16 protein-coding genes are annotated in these 15678 nt (G+C 69.7%); 13 read left to right on the top strand and 3 right to left on the bottom strand.

What is annotated here, in order from left to right; genetic code table 11:
* Nucleotides 1-63: 63 nt before the first annotated feature.
* The 3 genes from OO60_RS21290 to OO60_RS21280 are packed head-to-tail and all read left to right on the top strand — an operon-like array spanning nt 64 to nt 1517.
* Nucleotides 64-528 (top strand): RICIN domain-containing protein, encoded by a 465-nt coding sequence (locus OO60_RS21290; RefSeq protein ID WP_003090734.1) that lies wholly within the window; start codon nt 64-66, stop codon nt 526-528.
* A gap of 7 nt (nt 529-535) precedes the next feature.
* The gene (locus OO60_RS21285) at nt 536-1027 is read left to right on the top strand and encodes an RICIN domain-containing protein (protein WP_155848932.1); all 492 of its coding nucleotides are present in this window, start codon (nt 536-538) and stop codon (nt 1025-1027) included.
* Between the two features lie 22 nt (nt 1028-1049).
* Nucleotides 1050-1517 carry an RICIN domain-containing protein gene (locus OO60_RS21280; RefSeq protein WP_003090732.1) on the top strand — a complete coding sequence of 156 codons (468 nt, stop codon included), beginning with the start codon at nt 1050-1052 and terminating at the stop codon, nt 1515-1517.
* Nucleotides 1518-1619: 102 nt separating this feature from the next.
* On the opposite strand, the gene OO60_RS21275 is transcribed toward OO60_RS21280, so the two are convergent.
* The gene (locus tag OO60_RS21275; protein WP_033261932.1) at nt 1620-2669 is read right to left on the bottom strand and encodes a LacI family DNA-binding transcriptional regulator; all 1050 of its coding nucleotides are present in this window, start codon (nt 2667-2669) and stop codon (nt 1620-1622) included.
* 160 nt (nt 2670-2829) lie between these two features.
* Here OO60_RS21275 and OO60_RS21270 point away from each other — a divergent pair, with 160 nt between their 5' ends.
* From OO60_RS21270 to OO60_RS21255, 4 genes are all read left to right on the top strand, one after another.
* Nucleotides 2830-4113, top strand: a complete 1284-nt coding sequence (locus OO60_RS21270) for an ABC transporter substrate-binding protein (RefSeq protein ID WP_033261931.1) — start codon at nt 2830-2832, stop codon at nt 4111-4113.
* The gene (locus OO60_RS21265) at nt 4113-5033 is read left to right on the top strand and encodes a carbohydrate ABC transporter permease (RefSeq protein WP_004558444.1); all 921 of its coding nucleotides are present in this window, start codon (nt 4113-4115) and stop codon (nt 5031-5033) included. Before OO60_RS21270 ends, OO60_RS21265 begins: the two co-directional genes overlap by 1 nt.
* Before the next feature lie 62 nt (nt 5034-5095).
* The gene (locus tag OO60_RS21260; protein ID WP_051767729.1) at nt 5096-5980 is read left to right on the top strand and encodes a carbohydrate ABC transporter permease; all 885 of its coding nucleotides are present in this window, start codon (nt 5096-5098) and stop codon (nt 5978-5980) included.
* 17 nt (nt 5981-5997) lie between these two features.
* A complete protein-coding gene (locus OO60_RS21255; RefSeq protein ID WP_003074390.1) occupies nt 5998-7359 on the top strand; it encodes a GH1 family beta-glucosidase in 1362 nt (453 codons plus the stop codon).
* 1344 nt (nt 7360-8703) lie between these two features.
* Here the strand turns inward: OO60_RS21255 and OO60_RS21250 are convergent.
* Nucleotides 8704-10500 (bottom strand): AMP-dependent synthetase/ligase, encoded by a 1797-nt coding sequence (locus tag OO60_RS21250; protein WP_003074387.1) that lies wholly within the window; start codon nt 10498-10500, stop codon nt 8704-8706.
* A 128-nt stretch (nt 10501-10628) separates the two neighbouring features.
* Here OO60_RS21250 and OO60_RS21245 point away from each other — a divergent pair, with 128 nt between their 5' ends.
* From OO60_RS21245 to OO60_RS21220, 6 genes are read left to right on the top strand one after another with little or no spacing between them, the layout of a single operon-like run.
* Nucleotides 10629-11039 carry a hypothetical protein gene (locus OO60_RS21245; RefSeq protein WP_003074385.1) on the top strand — a complete coding sequence of 137 codons (411 nt, stop codon included), beginning with the start codon at nt 10629-10631 and terminating at the stop codon, nt 11037-11039.
* An 11-nt stretch (nt 11040-11050) separates the two neighbouring features.
* Nucleotides 11051-11845, top strand: coding sequence for a metallophosphoesterase family protein (locus OO60_RS21240; RefSeq protein ID WP_003074382.1), 795 nt, complete (start codon nt 11051-11053; stop codon nt 11843-11845).
* A gap of 27 nt (nt 11846-11872) precedes the next feature.
* A complete protein-coding gene (locus OO60_RS21235; RefSeq protein WP_003074379.1) occupies nt 11873-12310 on the top strand; it encodes an SRPBCC family protein in 438 nt (145 codons plus the stop codon).
* 1 nt (nt 12311) lies between these two features.
* The gene (locus OO60_RS21230) at nt 12312-13439 is read left to right on the top strand and encodes an ArsA family ATPase (protein ID WP_003074376.1); all 1128 of its coding nucleotides are present in this window, start codon (nt 12312-12314) and stop codon (nt 13437-13439) included.
* Nucleotides 13436-13951 carry a hypothetical protein gene (locus tag OO60_RS21225; protein ID WP_003074373.1) on the top strand — a complete coding sequence of 172 codons (516 nt, stop codon included), beginning with the start codon at nt 13436-13438 and terminating at the stop codon, nt 13949-13951. The genes OO60_RS21230 and OO60_RS21225 overlap by 4 nt, the downstream gene beginning before the upstream one ends.
* 15 nt (nt 13952-13966) lie before the next feature.
* Nucleotides 13967-14905 (top strand): ROK family protein, encoded by a 939-nt coding sequence (locus OO60_RS21220; protein ID WP_003074370.1) that lies wholly within the window; start codon nt 13967-13969, stop codon nt 14903-14905.
* A gap of 291 nt (nt 14906-15196) precedes the next feature.
* Here the strand turns inward: OO60_RS21220 and OO60_RS21215 are convergent, their stop codons facing one another.
* A complete protein-coding gene (locus OO60_RS21215) occupies nt 15197-15673 on the bottom strand; it encodes an SMI1/KNR4 family protein (protein ID WP_003074366.1) in 477 nt (158 codons plus the stop codon).
* Nucleotides 15674-15678 lie beyond the last annotated feature (5 nt).

The following is a 15678-nucleotide window of genomic DNA, read 5'->3' as shown; positions in this document are numbered from 1 at the left end:
GGATCCGCTGAAGATCCACAGAGCTGAACCAACATCAGGTGCGGACGTTATTTAGGGGGAAACATGCTTGTGACACTGAGGAAGATTGCCGCCGTCGGCGCGGTTGCTTTCCTGGCCGCCCTCGGCGGAACCGCGACGGCGTCCGCGCAGCCGAGCGCGCCGCACGCCTCCGGATGGTCCACGTTCCAGAACCAGGCGACCGGCCGCTGCATCGACGACAGCGATTTCGGTTTCCGCACCAACGCCTGCAACGGCTCCATCTATCAGAAGTGGACGCCCATCGGGTCCTCCGGTCACAGTCATCAATTCCAGAACCAGTTCACCGGCCGCTGCATCGACGACAGCGACTTCGGATTCCGCACCAACGAGTGCAATCTCTCGCCCTATCAGATGTGGTTCCCCTACCAGACCGGGGGCGGGTACACGCTGCAGAACCAGTTCACCGGTCGCTGCATCGACGACAGCGACTTCCGGTTCCGCACCAACGTCTGCAACTTCACGGAGTACCAGACCTTCTTTGAAGGGTGACGAGAACATGCTTGTGGCACTGAGGAAGATTCTCACCGTCGGATCGGTTTCGCTGCTGGCCGTCTTCGGCGGAACCGCGACGGCGTCCGCGCAGTCGAACCCGCCGCCGAACGGCGCTTGGGTGCATATGCACAACGAGGCGACCACCCGGTGCATCGACGACAGCGACTTCAAGTTCCGCACCAATGACTGCAACAACTCCTTCAACCAGACGTGGGCAGTCGCTCAGTACTCGGATGGCAGCTACCGATTCGAGAACATGTCCACCTTCCGCTGCATCGACGACAGCGATTTCGGTTTCCGCACCAACATCTGCAACAACTCCGTCTACCAGCGCTGGGCCTACATCATCAACAGCACCGACCCGAGCGCGTACGCACTGAAGAACCTCGGCACCGGCCGCTGCATCGACGACAGCGACTTCGGATTCCGCACCAACACCTGCAACCTCACGGCGTACCAGACCTTCTTCGACACGCCGTACACGAACGCACCGTAACCGAGCTCATCCGGGAGGGAACATGCTGGTGGCGCTGAGGAAGATCGCCGCCGTTGGGCTGGTCGCTTTACTGACCGTTTTCGGCGGGACCGCGACGGCGGCTGCGTCGAACACCGACCCGATCGTCAAGCTGCAGAACGCGGCCACCGGAAGGTGTATCGACGACAGCGACTTCGGGTTCCGCACCAACACCTGCAACGGTTCCAACTACCAGCGGTGGTCGCAGATCCCGTTCGGCGACAAGTACGAGTTCCAGAACGTGGCGACCGGCCGCTGCATCGATGACAGCGATTTCGGATTCCGCACCAACACCTGCAATTCCAGCGACTACCAGACCTGGTCTCTCGGGCTCAACGGGAACAATGGCTGGCCGTTCCCCATGCTGAACCACGCCACCCGTCGCTGCATCGACGACAGCGACTACGGGTTCCGCACCAACACGTGCAACTTTTCGCAGTACCAGACCTTCTCCTACTCCTACATACCGTAGTCGGCGTTTCCGGCCGTCGTTGTCAGCCGTCCGGCCCCTGTCGAGACAAGGGCCGGACGGCTCGATGTACGGCCCGGACACTCCTGAGAAACCCGATAGGGCCTAACGCGCCGGCCGGCCGCCGCACGAGTCGCGGACCACCAGTTTCGTCGGCAGGAGCACCGGTTCCGGCGTCGTCGTGCGTTCGAGCATTGCCATGAGCGCGCCCGCCGCCGCCGTGCCGAAGCCCGGTTTGTCCTGGGCCACCGTCGTCAGCGCCGGGTCCACCAGGGATGCCACCTCGATGTCGTCGAAGCCCACCACCGCCAGGTCGTCCGGCACCCGCAGCCCCGCCGCGCGGGCCGCCAGCAGCGCTCCCACCGCCATCTCGTCGCTGGCCGCGAACACCGCTGTCGGCGGGTCCTTGCGGGTCAGGAGCCGGCGCAGGCCCACGAAGCCGCTTTCGCGGTAGAAGTCCCCCGTGACCACCAGGTTCTCGTGCGCCTCCAGGCCCGCCTCGGCCAGGCCGCGGCGGTAGCCCTCGGTGCGGGCGGCCGCCGGTGCGTTGCCGCGCGGGCCGGTGATCGTCGCGATCCGGCGGTGGCCGAGGGACGCCAGGTGCCGGACCGCTGCCGCCGCGCCGCCGGCGTTGTCCGAGGTCACGTAGGTCGCGCGCGGGCCCGACAGGGCCACGTCCAGCGCGACGCACGGCAGTCCCGACTGGGCGAACGCCGTGAACGCTTCGGCGTCCGTCCCACTGTCGATCAGCACCAGCCCGGCCAGGTGGTGGCGCCGGGTCATGCTCACGTAGGCGATCGGGTCGGCCAGCGACACGCCGGGGTGGCGGTCGCGGGCGTCGTCGCTCGTCGCGAGCATCAGCAGGTGGTAGCCGTGCGAACTCAGCGCGGACTTGAGGCCCAGCAACAGGTCCTGCAGGAATGGGTGCCGCCAGCCCGGCCGCCGGTGGTCGGTGTCCCAGACCAGCCCGACCATCGCCGACTGCTGCCGCGACAGCGCCCGCGCCGACTCGTTCGGCGAGAAGTCGAGGTCCCGCGCGACGCGCTCGACGCGTTCGCGGGTCGTCGCGCTGACCGTGGCGGGCCGGTTGAAGACCCGGGACACGGTGGCGACCGAGACCCCGCAGAGCTGCGCTACTTCGCGGGCGGTGACCATGGTGACCTCCGATATTGTAACCGGTTACATGAGTAGCACACGATCTCTGGCTGCGTAAACGCGGCTGTGAGTTATCATTTCGTTACTTGACGGATCACTACTGGGAGCGCTCTCATGGGACCCGCGTTTTCCCGACGGCCCGCAGAACAACGGAGATCTCATGCGCCCGAAAACGAGAAACCGCCGGACTCGCCTGCTCGCCGGAGTGGGCGCCACCCTGGTCGCGCTCACCGCGCTGACCGCCTGCGGGAGCAGCGGTGGCGCCACCGGCGGCAAGGTCAAGCTGAGCCTCGGCCTGTTCGGCAACTTCGGCTACACCGACCTGATCAAGGAGTACCAGGCGGCGCACCCGGACATCGAGATCACCGAGCGGACCGCCGCCTACTCCGACCACCACAAGAACCTCGCCGCGCACCTGGCCACCGGCGCCGGCGCCGCGGACGTCGAAGCCATCGACACCGGGTACGTCGCCCAGTTCAAGGCGACGCCGGACAAGTTCGTCGACCTGAACACCGTCGGCGGCGACCAGCTCAAGAGCCGCTGGCTGGACTGGAAGTGGGCGGCCTCGCTGGCCAAGGGCGGGCAGCAGATCGGCTACGGCACCGACGTCGGCGGCCTGGCCATCTGCTACCGCCGCGACATGTTCAAGACCGCCGGGCTGCCCGAGGACCGCGACGCCGTCTCCGCGCTCTGGCCGACCTGGCAGGCGTTCTTCGACACGGGCAAGCGCTTCCAGGCGAAGGCGCCGAACGGCGTCAAGTTCATGGACGGCGGCCCGACCGTGCTCAACGCGATCGTCGGCCAGGCGCCGCAGGGCTACTACGACCAGAACGACAAGCTCATCGTGGACAGCAACCCGGCGCTGCGCCAGGGCTGGGACCTCGTGGTCGACGCGGTCAAGGCGAACCTGAGCGCGGGCCTGCTCTACAGCACGCCGCAGTGGAACACCGGCTTCACCCAGGGCCAGTTCGCGACCGTCACCTGCCCGGCGTGGATGATGACCAAGATCAAGGACCAGGCGCCGGACACCGCGGGCAAGTGGGACGTCGCGGCCGTGCCCGGCGGCGGTGGCAACTGGGGCGGCTCGTACCTGACCGTGCCCAAGCAGGGCAAGCACACCAAGGAAGCCGCCGAGCTCGCCGCCTGGCTCACCGCGCCCGAGCAGCAGGCGAAGGTGTTCACCAGCAAGGGCTTGCTGCCGTCGGTGCCGTCGCTCTACGACGACCCGAAGATCACCGCCTACGCCAACCCCTTCTTCAACAACGCGCCCGTGGGCAAGGTCTTCACGGACGCGGCGAAGAAGCTCAACCCGCAGTACCAGGGCCCGAAGGCCGGCGACGTGCAGACCGAGTTCGGCAACGCGATGCAGCGCGTCGAGCAGGGCAAGCAGGACGGCCCGGCGGCGTGGCAGCAGCTGGTCGGTGACGTCGCGAAGATCAAGTAATGGCACTGACCTTCGCCGAACGGCGGCAGAAGTGGGACGTCAAGCTGTCGCCGTTCGGCTTCATCAGCCCGTACTTCCTGATCTTCGGCGTCTTCGGGTTGTTCCCGCTGCTGTACACGGCGTTCGTGTCGCTGCAGAAGCGCAACCTCATCGACGCCGAAGGCGCGCAGTTCATCGGGTTCGGCAACTACGAACAGCTGCTGTTCCACGACCCGTACTTCTGGAACTCGATGGGGAACACGGTCAGCCTGTGGCTGCTGACCACGATCCCGCAGATCCTGTTCGCGCTCGGCGTCGCGCACCTGCTCAACCGGCGGCTGCGCGGGCGGATGTTCTTCCGGATGGGGATGATCCTGCCGAACATCACCTCGGTGGCGGCGGTGACGATCATCTTCGCGCAGCTGTTCGGCCGGGACTTCGGGCTGGTCAACTGGGTGCTGAGCTGGTTCGGCGCCGGGCACGTCGACTGGCAGGCCGGCACGGCCAGCTCGCACACCGCCATCGCGGCGATGGTGGTGTGGCGCTGGACCGGCTACCACGCGCTGATCTTCCTGGCGTCGATGCAGGCGATCCCGTCGAGCATGTACGAGGCCGCCACCCTCGACGGCGCCAAGGGGTGGCAGCAGTTCTGGCGGATCACCGTGCCGCTGCTGCGGCCGCAGATCATCTTCTCCACGGTGATCGCGACGACCGGGAACATGCGGCTGCTCGCCGAGCCGCTGCTGTTCAACCCAGGCACGGCGGCCGCCACCGGCGGGTCGGACCGGCAGTTCCAGACCGCCGCGCTCTACCTCTACGAGCAGGGTTTCACCAAGTACGACTTCGGCTACAGCTCGGCGATCGCGCTGATCCTGGCCGTGGCCACGATGCTCGTCGCGGGCCTGTCGTACCTGGTCACCCGGCGCATATCCACGGACTAGTCGTGAGTGGGAAACAGTGTTCTAACCCTGTTTCCCACTCACGACACGACACGAGGAGCGACATGACTACCGTGCTGACCTCGGCGCCCGCCGCGGCGCCGAGCCCGCCCGGCCGGGCGCGGCGGCTGGTCCGGCGGGCCACGAGCCCGTGGACCTACGCCGCGCTCATCGCCGTCCTCGCCGGCTCGGCGTTCCCGGTGTACTGGTCGTTCGTCGTCTCCTCGCAGACGACGGAGGCGGTCGGGAAGGTGCCACCGGTGCTCGTCCCCGGCGGGCACCTGTTCGAGAACATCGCCCGCGTCTTCGACGAGACGGACTTCGCGCTGGCGCTGGGGAACTCCCTGATCGTCGCGGGCACCATCACCGTGTCGGTCGTGCTGTTCTCGACGCTGGCCGGGTTCGCCTTCGCCAAAATGCGCTTCCGCGGGCGGACGGCGCTGCTGCTGGTCGTGGTGGCCACCCAGGCGATCCCGACCGAGCTGGGCGTCGTGCCGCTGTACATGATGATGGCCGACTTCGGGTGGGCCGGGCAGCTGCAGGCGGTGATCGTGCCCGGCCTGGTCACCGCGTTCGGCGTGTTCTTCATGCGCCAGTACTTCGAGCGGGCGCTGCCGCTGGAGCTGCTGGAGGCCGGGCGGATGGACGGCTGCGGCTCGCTGCGGCTGTTCTGGCACGTGGCCCTGCCCGCCGCCCGGCCGGCCGCGGCCGTGCTCGGCCTGTTCACGTTCATGCAGGCGTGGAACGACTTCTTCTGGCCGCTGGTGGTGCTGGTGCCGGAGAACCCGACCGTCCAAACCGCACTGTCCACCCTGGCCAGTGGCTACACCACCGACTACACGCTCGTGCTCACCGCCGCCACCATCGGCACCGTCCCCGTCCTCGTCGTGTTCCTGCTGTTCGGCCGCCAGATCGTCGGCGGCATCATGCAGGGCGCGCTCAAGGGCTGACCCTCCCGGAGCTCACTGTGACCACCAGTTTCCCGCCCGGCTTCCGCTGGGGCGTCGCGACCTCGGCGTTCCAGATCGAGGGCGCCACCACCGCGGACGGCCGCGGACCGTCCATCTGGGACACCTTCGCCGCGGTCCCGGGCGCGGTGGCGGGCGGCGACACCGGCGAACCGGCGGCCGACCACTACCACCGCTGGCCCGCCGACCTGGACCTGCTCACCGGGCTGGGCGTCGACTCCTACCGGTTTTCGGTGTCCTGGCCCCGGATCCAGCCGGACGGGCGCGGGGTGGAGCGCCGCGGCCTCGACTTCTACCGGCGGCTCGCGGAGGGCCTGCGGGAGAAGGGGATCGAGCCGTTCCTGACGCTCTACCACTGGGACCTGCCCCAGGCCCTGGAGGACGCGGGCGGCTGGCGGTCCCGCGACACGGCGTCGCGGTTCGCCGACTACGCGGCCCTGGTCCACGCGGAACTGGGCGACCTGGTCGAGCACTGGACCACCCTGAACGAGCCGTACCCGTGCGCGGTCGCCGGGTACGGCGAAGGCCGCCACGCGCCCGGGGCACGGGAGGGCGACGGCGCGCTGGCGGCCGCCCACCACCTGCTGCTCGGCCACGGCCTGGCGGTGCGCGCGATGCGGGCGCTGGCGCTGCCGCACCACCAGTTCGGCATCGTGCTCAACCAGTCGCCCGCGGTCCCGGTGTCGGATTCGGCGGCGGACACGGCGGCGGCCGCCCGCCAGGACACGCTGCTGCGGCGCCAGTTCACCGACCCGCTGTTCGGCGGCCGGTACGCCCCGGGCCTGCCGGCGATGTTCAGCGGCGTCTCGGACTTCGCGTTCCGCCGCGACGAAGACCTGGAAACGATCGGCGTGCCCCTGGACTACCTGGGCGTCAACTACTACTACCGCCTGCACGTGGCGGACGCCCCCCACCGCGAGCCGGACCCGGCCCAGCGCACGGCGGCCGACATCGGGGTGGACACGACCCGGTTGCCGGACGTCCCGCGCACGGGCATGGGCTGGCCGGTGGAGCCGGAGGGCCTGACGGAAGCCCTGGTGGGGCTGCACAACCGCTATCCGGGCCTGCCACCGGTGTACGTCACGGAGAACGGCTGCGTGTACGCCGACCGAAGCGACTTCGCGGACTACGAGCGCATCAGCTTCCTGAGCGAGCACATCGAGGCGGCCCGCGCCGCGGCGGCGGCCGGGGTGGACCTGCGCGGGTACTTCTGCTGGTCGCTGCTGGACAACTTCGAGTGGGCCCACGGGTACAAGCACCGGTTCGGCCTGGTCCACGTGGACTACGCGACGCAAGAGCGCACGCCGCGGTCGAGTTACCGCTGGTACCGCGACTTCATCGCGGCCCAGCGGCGCGGGTGAGAGACAAGCGGTGACGGGGCGGGACCGCTCGCTCCCTCGGTGTCGCCGTGAACGGTCGTCTGGCTGCACCTCGGGACCGTCCAGTCCTCCTATGCGGCAATCCGCTCCACGGTATGCACCCCGGAGTGGAACGGCTACTGCGAAACCAGTGCCCGTACGGAGACCACGTTCGGCGAATTGCGGGCTTACATTGGGAACGAAGCACGCGCAGCCGCCCAGCAGCCTCGGCATCACCCGGTTGGTTCCACGACATCGACGCTCTCAGGCAGCCAGGCCGACGCCGAGCGCATCGAGGCGCCCTGCCTCAGGCGGCTGGCGTCGACCTGCGGGGTACTTCTGGTGGTCGCTGTTCGGCAACTTCGACCGGAGCAGGCATGCTCTACGCGGGTCCACGTCTCCAGGCTCGGGTAGGTGGCATTCCTGTTCGAGGGGTGGTCCAGCGTACTCAAACCGATCTTGCGATCGGTCCGGAACGCCGCGACTGCGGTCGTTGAGCGGAGACACGTTGCTTATAAGTCCTCCTGATCGCCGGTTGCGATGAGCGGCAATTTGATGCGACGAGCGGAAAACCTGCAGGTCATCGAGCTGATAATTGATCATTGATCGTTCAGAATGAGGCTCAAGCCTTGACAGCGTGCGTACAATGACTTGATTCTTCGGTGGTAAACCACTAATCGCATCCAGGTGACCGTTCGCCGTAAAACTGATTCGGTTCCGCTAATCAAGATGATGTCATCCACCGCAAATGACTAGTGGGGCAAATGAGCGATGGAACCGTTCGCCGAATGGTTGGGCGAGCGGGGGCGGTTTTGCTGGGTGGCGAGGTAAGCTCGGAGCGGAGTAAGAACGGTCCCCCTGGAAGCCAGGGGGACCGCTCAACCTTCGAACCCACATGCACGTAGCAATCAACTGCCTGCAAGCTTGCCGATTGCAACGTGCTCCACCATGAGCCGAAGGAGCCTGCATACGTGACCATACGCCAACCGGGCGTTCCCAGACCAGAGCCGAAGCCAGGCAATTATGCCTCGGTGCGGTTCGAGCAGAGCCTCCGGAGAAGCATTCGCTGTGCCCTTGGCACCTGGGCCGGAACCGCCCGGCTGCTGGCAGTCGTTGCTAGCCTGATCATAATTGCTGCGGCATCCGCGTGGGTCTTCGGTGTCCATATAGATATCGGGCCATTTCACTTCTATAGGCCCTAGTGACGGGATTTGAGGCGCGGCTCCGAGCAGAGAGGCATTGGTCGGGCTTGCGTCATCCGGATGCCGAGGTGCCCCTCATGGCGTTCACCGCTATGAGGGGCACCCTCCTGAGGCGACATCGGTGAAGGTCCCCCCATGACGGTGACTACTTCTTGTACAGGCCCTCGATGTCGTTCGCGTAGTTCTTCGAGACGACGTTCCGCTTCAGCTTCAGGCTCGGCGTGATCTCGCCACCGGCCTCGGTGAAGTCGTTCGCCAGCACGGTGAACTTCTTGATCGCCTCGGCCTTGGACACCGACTTGTTCGCCTCGTCCACCGCGGCCTGGATCTCCGCGAGCAGGTCGGCGTCCGAAGCCAGGTCCGCCACCGTGGCCGAAGCGGGCTTGCCGTGCTGGGTCTTCCAGGACGGGAAGTACTCCTCGTCCACCGTCACCAGCGCCGCGATGAACGGGCGCTGGTCGCCCACCACCATCGCCTGGCTGACCAGCGGGGACGCCTTGATCGTGTCCTCGAGGCCGGACGGGGCGACGTTCTTGCCGCCCGCCGTCACGATGATCTCCTTCTTGCGGCCGGTGATCTTCAGGAAGCCGTCCGCGTCGAGCTCGCCGAGGTCGCCCGTGTGGAACCAGCCGTCGGTGAGCGCTTCCTTCGTCGCGGCCGGGTTGTTGTAGTACGCCCGGAACACGACGTCGCCCTTGAGCATGACCTCGCCGTCGTCGGCGATGCGGACCGACGTGCCGTTGACCGGCTTGCCGACCGTGCCCACGCGGAACGCCGTCTGCGTGTTGACGTTCGCCGCCGCGGACGTCTCGGTGAGGCCGTAGCCCTCGAACACCGGGACGCCGATGCCGCGGAAGAAGTGCGCCAGCCGGGCGCCCAGGGGCGCACCGCCGGAGACCGCCGCGACGCAGCGGCCGCCGAGGGCCGCGCGCAGCTTGCCGTAGACCAGCTTGTCGAACGCCAGGTGCTTCAGCTTCAGCGCGAACCCGGCGCCGCCGGTGTCCTGCGCCTGGCTGTACTCCACCGCGACGGCTTCGGCGGCGTCGAAGATCTTGCCCTTGCCTTCGCTGTGCGCCTTCTGCTTCGCCGAGTTGTAGACCTTTTCGAACACGCGCGGCACGGCGACGACGAACGTCGGCCGGAAGGTGCCCAGGTCGGCGACCAGGTTCTTCACGTCCGGGGTGTGCCCGAGGGTGACGCGCGCGGTGAGCGCGGTCACGGCGATCGCGCGGGCCAGCACGTGCGCCAGCGGCAGGAAGCACAGCAGCGAGTTGCCCTGCTCCATCAGCTGCGGGAACGCCTCGATGTCGGCGCGGATCTCGGCCAGCAGGTTGCGGTGGGTCAGCTCGACGCCCTTGGGGCGGCCGGTGGTGCCCGAGGTGTAGACGATGGTGGCCAGCTCGTCCGCGGTCACCTCGCGGCGCCGGTCGTGCAGCTCGTCGTCCGACAGCGAAGCGCCGAGCGCGGCCAGTTCTTCGACGGCGGGGGAGTCGCCCTCGATCTGCCAGGTGTTCTGCAGGTCGGTGAGCCGGTCCCGGATCTCGTCCACCGCGCCGGCGTGGGCGTTCGTCTCGACGAACACGCCCTTCGCGGCCGAGTCGGAGAGGATCCAGTACACCTGCTCGGGGGAGGACGTGTCGTAGATCGGGACGGTGACCGCGCCGGCCGCCCAGATCGCGAAGTCGATCAGCGTCCACTCGTAGCGGGTCTTCGACATGATCGCGACGCGGTCGCCGCGGCCGATGCCGGCCTGGGCCATGCCCTTGGCCACGGCCAGCACCTCGGCCGCGAACTCCTTGGCGGTCACGTCCAGCCAGCTGCCCTCGACCTGGCGGCGGAAGCTCACCACGTCGGAGAACCGCTCGGCGTTCGCCCAGACGACGTCGGACATGTTCTCGTCGTCGGCCACCGGCTTGCCGGCGGGAGCGCTGTATTCGCGCACGTGGACCTCCGTGTTCAAACGCGTGCGGCAGGCGACACCGCTGTTACCCGCCAGTCAACTTAGCGTGGTGAGCACCTTAAGACCATGCTGATCGCCCGCGCGCGGCGAGGCCGTGACATTCTTCGCACGTGACCGCGCCACCCTCCCTCGACATCGTCGACGAGACCTTCCTCGCCGTGCCGCCGTCCACCGTGGCCGCGGTCTTCGCCGAGCCGGCGTCCTGGCGGCGCTACTGGCCCGACCTGGTCCTCGAGGTCTACACCGACCGGGGGGACAAGGGCCTGCGCTGGACCGTGCGGGGCGCGCTCGTCGGTACGATGGAGGTCTGGCTCGAGCCCGTGCTCGACGGCACCCTGCTGCACTACTTCCTGCGGGCGACCCCCGCCGACGCGGCCGGGGCGCCCCGTGCGCTGGGCCTGCGTGAACTGCGCCGGGAGTTCGACCGGCGGGCCCGCGCGGCGAAGGCGATCGCGCTCGGGCTGAAGGAGATCCTGGAGGACGGGCGCGAGCCCGGCGTTCCTCCGCGCGGCGAGGGCTAAGGGGACCTGGGGTGCGGGTACACGTCGTCTCGGACGTGCACGGCAACGCGGACGCGCTGAAGCGGGCGGGCGACGGGGCCGACGCCCTGGTCGTGCTCGGCGACCTGATCGACTTCGTCGACTACCACGACCACGAGAAGGGCATCATGGGTGCCCTGTTCGGCGCGGAGAAGGTGGCCGGGTTCGCCCGCCTGCGCCGCGAGGGCACCCGTGACGAAACCGTTGCCTACTCGCGGGAGCTCTGGGCGAGCCTCGACGACCCGGCCGCCGCGGTCGACGAAGCCATCCGCGCCCAGTACGCGACCCTGTTCGCGGCGATGACCGCGCCCACCTACGCCACCCCCGGCAACGTCGACACCCCGGACCTGTGGCCCGAGTTCGCCGGCGAGGGCATCCGGGTCCTGGACGGCGAGGTGGCCGAGCTCGGCGGCCTGCGGTTCGGGTTCGTCGGCGGCGCGCTGCTGCCCGACGGCGTCGTCCCGCGCCGCCGCAAGGGCGCCGCCTGGCGTCCCTACCTGCGGGATCGCGAGGACTACGACCGCAGCGTCGCCGCGCTCACCGACGTCGACGTCCTCTGCACGCACGGCCCGCCGGCCCTGCCGGAGCTGGTCTACGACGTCGTGGCGCGCCGCAACGAGATCGGCTCGGTGGCGCTGCTGGAGCTGATCCGGGCGCAGCGGCCGCGCTGGTCGGTGTTCGGGCACGTGCACCAGCCGCTGGCCCGCCGCGCCCGGGTCGGCCTGACCGAGTGCCGTAACGTGGGTCACTTCAAGGAGACCGGGCAGCCGTACGTGCTGCGCTGGTGACCGACCGCGGCGGCTACGCTTCGTCCCATGGCCGAGCAGTCCACACAGTCCATCGAGGTCGACGCCGAGCCCAGCCGGGTGATGGCCGTGATCGCCGACTTCCCCGCCTATCCGGAATGGGCCAAGGCCGTCCGGGAGACCGAGGTCCTCGACACCGACGCCGGCGGGCGGGCCAAGCAGGTCAAGCTCACCCTCGACGCGGGCCCGATCAAGGACGTCTACACCCTCGAGTACGACTGGGACGAAGACGGTCTCGGCGTCAGCTGGCACCTGGTCAAGGGCCAGATGCAGAAGGCGCAGAACGGCCGCTACGCGCTGGCCGACCTCGGTGGCGGCCGGACGCGGGTCACCTACACCCTGTCGGTCGAGCTGGCGCTGCCGATGATCGGCCTGCTGCGCCGCAAGGCCGAGAAGATGGTCATGGACACCGCGCTGAAGGAGCTCAAGAAGCGGGCTGAGGGGTAGCGTGCGGATCCTGCTGTTCACCGGCAAGGGGGGTGTCGGGAAGACCACGCTGGCCGCGGCCACCGGCGCCGCCCTCGCCGCCCGCGGCAGGAAGACCCTCGTCGTGTCCACCGACCCGGCGCACTCCCTCGGCGACGCCTTCGGCCGCCCGCTCGGCGCCGAACCGTCCGAAGTGGACGTTCTGCTTTCGGGGGTGCAGGTCGATTCGCGCACCCTGGTGGACGCCACCTGGGCGGGGCTGCGCGGCGAGCTGCGCTCGGTGCTGGCCGGCGCGGGCCTGGACGACCTCGACGCCGAAGAGCTCACCGTGCTGCCCGGCGTCGACGAGCTGCTCGCCCTGACCGAGGTCCGCCGGCTGGCCGAGGACGGCCCGTGGGAGACCGTGGTCGTCGACTGCGGGCCGACGGCCGAGACGCTGCGCCTGCTGGCCCTGCCCGAGGCCGTCTCGGGCTACCTGCCCCGCGTGTTCGGGCGCCGCGTCACCGAGCCCGTGCGCCGGCTGGCCGCCCACCTCGACGGCCTGCGCGGGCTGCTCACCGACCCGGCGGTGACGACGGTCCGGCTGGTACTGACCCCCGAGCGGGTGGTCGTCGCCGAAGCGCGGCGCACGCTCAGCTCATTGGCCCTGCGCGGGATCGCCGTCGACGGCCTGATCGCCAACCGGCTGATGCCGGCGCCCGGCATCTGGCGCGGCGGTGCCGCAACCTGGCTGCGCACGCGGCGGACGCAGCAGGACGCCGTCCTCGCCGGGCTCGCCGCGGCCGGGATCGCGCCGGTCACCCGGGTCGAGCACCGCGCGGCCGAGCCGGTCGGGCTGCCCGCGCTGCTGGAGATCGCCGCCGAGCTGTACCGCGGCGGCGACCCGCTCGACGGCGACGGCAGGCCCGTCACCCCGCTGCTGCGGGTGCGGCCCGCCACCGGCGGGTACACCCTGCGCGTCGCGATCCCGCTGGCGCGGGACGCCGAGGTGGACCTCGCCCGCGTCGACGACGACCTGGCGATCACCGTGGACGGGTTCCGCAGGCTCATCGCCCTGCCGGAGCCGCTGCGGCCGTGCCGGATCACCGGCGCGGAATCGGACGCCGACGGCCTGGTCGTGCACCTGGCCGGGAACCGGGGACGCGGGTGAGCGAAGAGGAACACGGGCCGCGCCTGGCGGAGGAGATCCGCCTGCTCGCCGAGCTGGTCGCCGACAAGGCGGCGCCGTGGCTCGAAGGGGTGCTCGCGGCCGGGCACGGCAGCGCGTTTCCGGGTGGCGGAGCCCCTGGCTCGGGGCGCAGCACCGGGGATTACAGCTTCTTTTCGGGGGGTCCGGGTGGCGGAGCCCCCGGCTCGGGGCGAAGCCCCGGGGATCACAGCCCTGACGAGGCGAAACCGGACGGTTCGGCGTGCGGCTGGTGTCCGCTGTGTGCGATCGTCGCGGTGGTGCGCGGTGAGCGGCCCGAACTCGTCGCGCGGCTGGCCGAACAGCTCGCCCAGCTGGTCGCCCTGCTGCGCGCGGTGCTCGCGGACCGCTGGGAGCCGGAGGAGGGCGTGCACATGCCGGGGTTCAAGCCCGCTCCGCGGCCCGCGGCGGACGCGACGGTGCCGACCAGGGTGCAGCACATCGCCGTCCGCCGGCGCGACGAGTGGGAGAGCTGAGTGCGGACGATAGGGGTGGACGTCGGCGGGACGAGTGTCCGGGCCGGCGTGGTGGACGAACGCGGCTCCCTGCTCGACACGGCCCGCGTCGCGACGCCGACCGAGGAAGGCGCGCTCGAGGACGCCATCGCGGGCGTCGTCGAAGACCTGCGCAACCGGCACGAGGTGGCCGGGGTCGGGCTCGCGGTGGCGGGGTTCGTGGCCCGCGACCGCCGGTCGGTGATGTTCGCCCCGCACCTGGCCTGGCGCGGCGCCCCGGTGGCGGACCGGATCGAAAAGCGCGTCGGCCTCCCGGTGCTGCTGGAACACGACGTGAACGCGGCCATGGTGGGCGAGCACCGCTTCGGCGCGGCCCGCGGCGCCCACGTGGCGGCCCTGGTCGCGCTGGGCACGGGCATCGGCGCGGGGCTGCTGCTGGACGGCAAGCTGTTCCGCGGCGCGTACGGCGTGGCCCCGGAGCTGGGCCACCTGACGGTGGTCCGCGGCGGCCGTCCCTGCCCGTGCGGCAAGTACGGCTGCTGGGAGCGGTACTGCAGCGGAACGGCGTTGGCGGCGACGGCGGTGGAACTGCTCGCCCGGCATCCTGGGCGTTCGACGGTGCTGGCTCCGCAGGTCGCCGGCGACCCGGGCTCGGTGACGGGCCGCCGGGTGGCCGGCGCGGCCCGGGACGGCGACCCGATCGCCCAGCTGGCGATGGCCGAGCTGGCCAAGTGGCTGGGTGAGGGGCTGGCCCTGGTGGCGGACGTGTTCGACCCGGAGATCATCGTGATCGGCGGGGGAGTGTCGGAGTCGGCGCCGTTGTTCCTGGACGAGGCGCGGGAGCATTACGCGGGTGCGATCACGGGGGCGCGGCATCGGCCGTTGGCTCGGATCAGGACGGCTCACCTGGGCGACGACACGGCGATCGTGGGTGCGGCTGCGTTGGCGCTGGAGGCGGCGAAGACGCCGGTCTGAGCTTCGCTTGTGGATGGCTACCGCGGTGGGCGGTCCGGTCGCGGGGAACTGTCGGTGGTGTCCGGTAGCGTGGAAGTCGGGGGGGCGGGCCCCGCGGGCAGGTGCTCGAGTTCGGTGGTCTTCTCGCACCCCCGAAGCCCGATTGTGACTACGGCCGTCGGCACCGCGTCAAGGCGGGAAAGCGTGCCTTGACCCGGTGCCGCCGGCCGTGTTCTGGCTTCGGATCGGGGGTGCGGGGGTGTGGGCTGCGTTCATGTTCCGGTCGGTTCGCTGCCGCGGCCGTCCCGCCGGTCACTCCTCCGGGAAGCTTCCCGACGGAACCAGCCCTTCGAGGAACGTCCGGAACGTCGGTGCCAGCGCCAGTTCCGACTCCAGCTCCACGTCGAACCACGTCACCGATGGCACGGCCGAGCGCCGGTAGTCCAGCGCCGTCCACGTGTGGCCGTCCCCGGACAGCACCACCACCCGCTTCGGCAGGCCCCACTCCGCGCTCAAGTACGGCGAATCCAGGATGGACAGCCGGCCGCCGATGCCGAGGAGGTGGTCGAACGGTACGTGCGTTGCGCTGTACGAAGTCGGCTCGCTCGTCGGGAAGGCGTCGCAGTGCGCGGCGACCGTGCCGCCGTTGCGCACGCCCAGCAGTTCGCCCAGTTCGAGGGGCAGCCGGACACCCAGCTCGCGGCCGGCGTGGGCGAAGGTGCGGGCGTCCAGCGGTTCGCCGGGGCCGCCGTCCCAGAAAGTGGTCTTGAGCTGATCGAACCGGGTCACGCCGG

The organism is Amycolatopsis vancoresmycina, assembly GCF_000716785.1.
Taxonomy (GTDB): domain Bacteria; phylum Actinomycetota; class Actinomycetes; order Mycobacteriales; family Pseudonocardiaceae; genus Amycolatopsis; species Amycolatopsis vancoresmycina.
The sequence above is the reverse complement of the archived record's forward strand: the minus strand, read 5'-3'. Positions and strand labels throughout refer to the sequence as shown.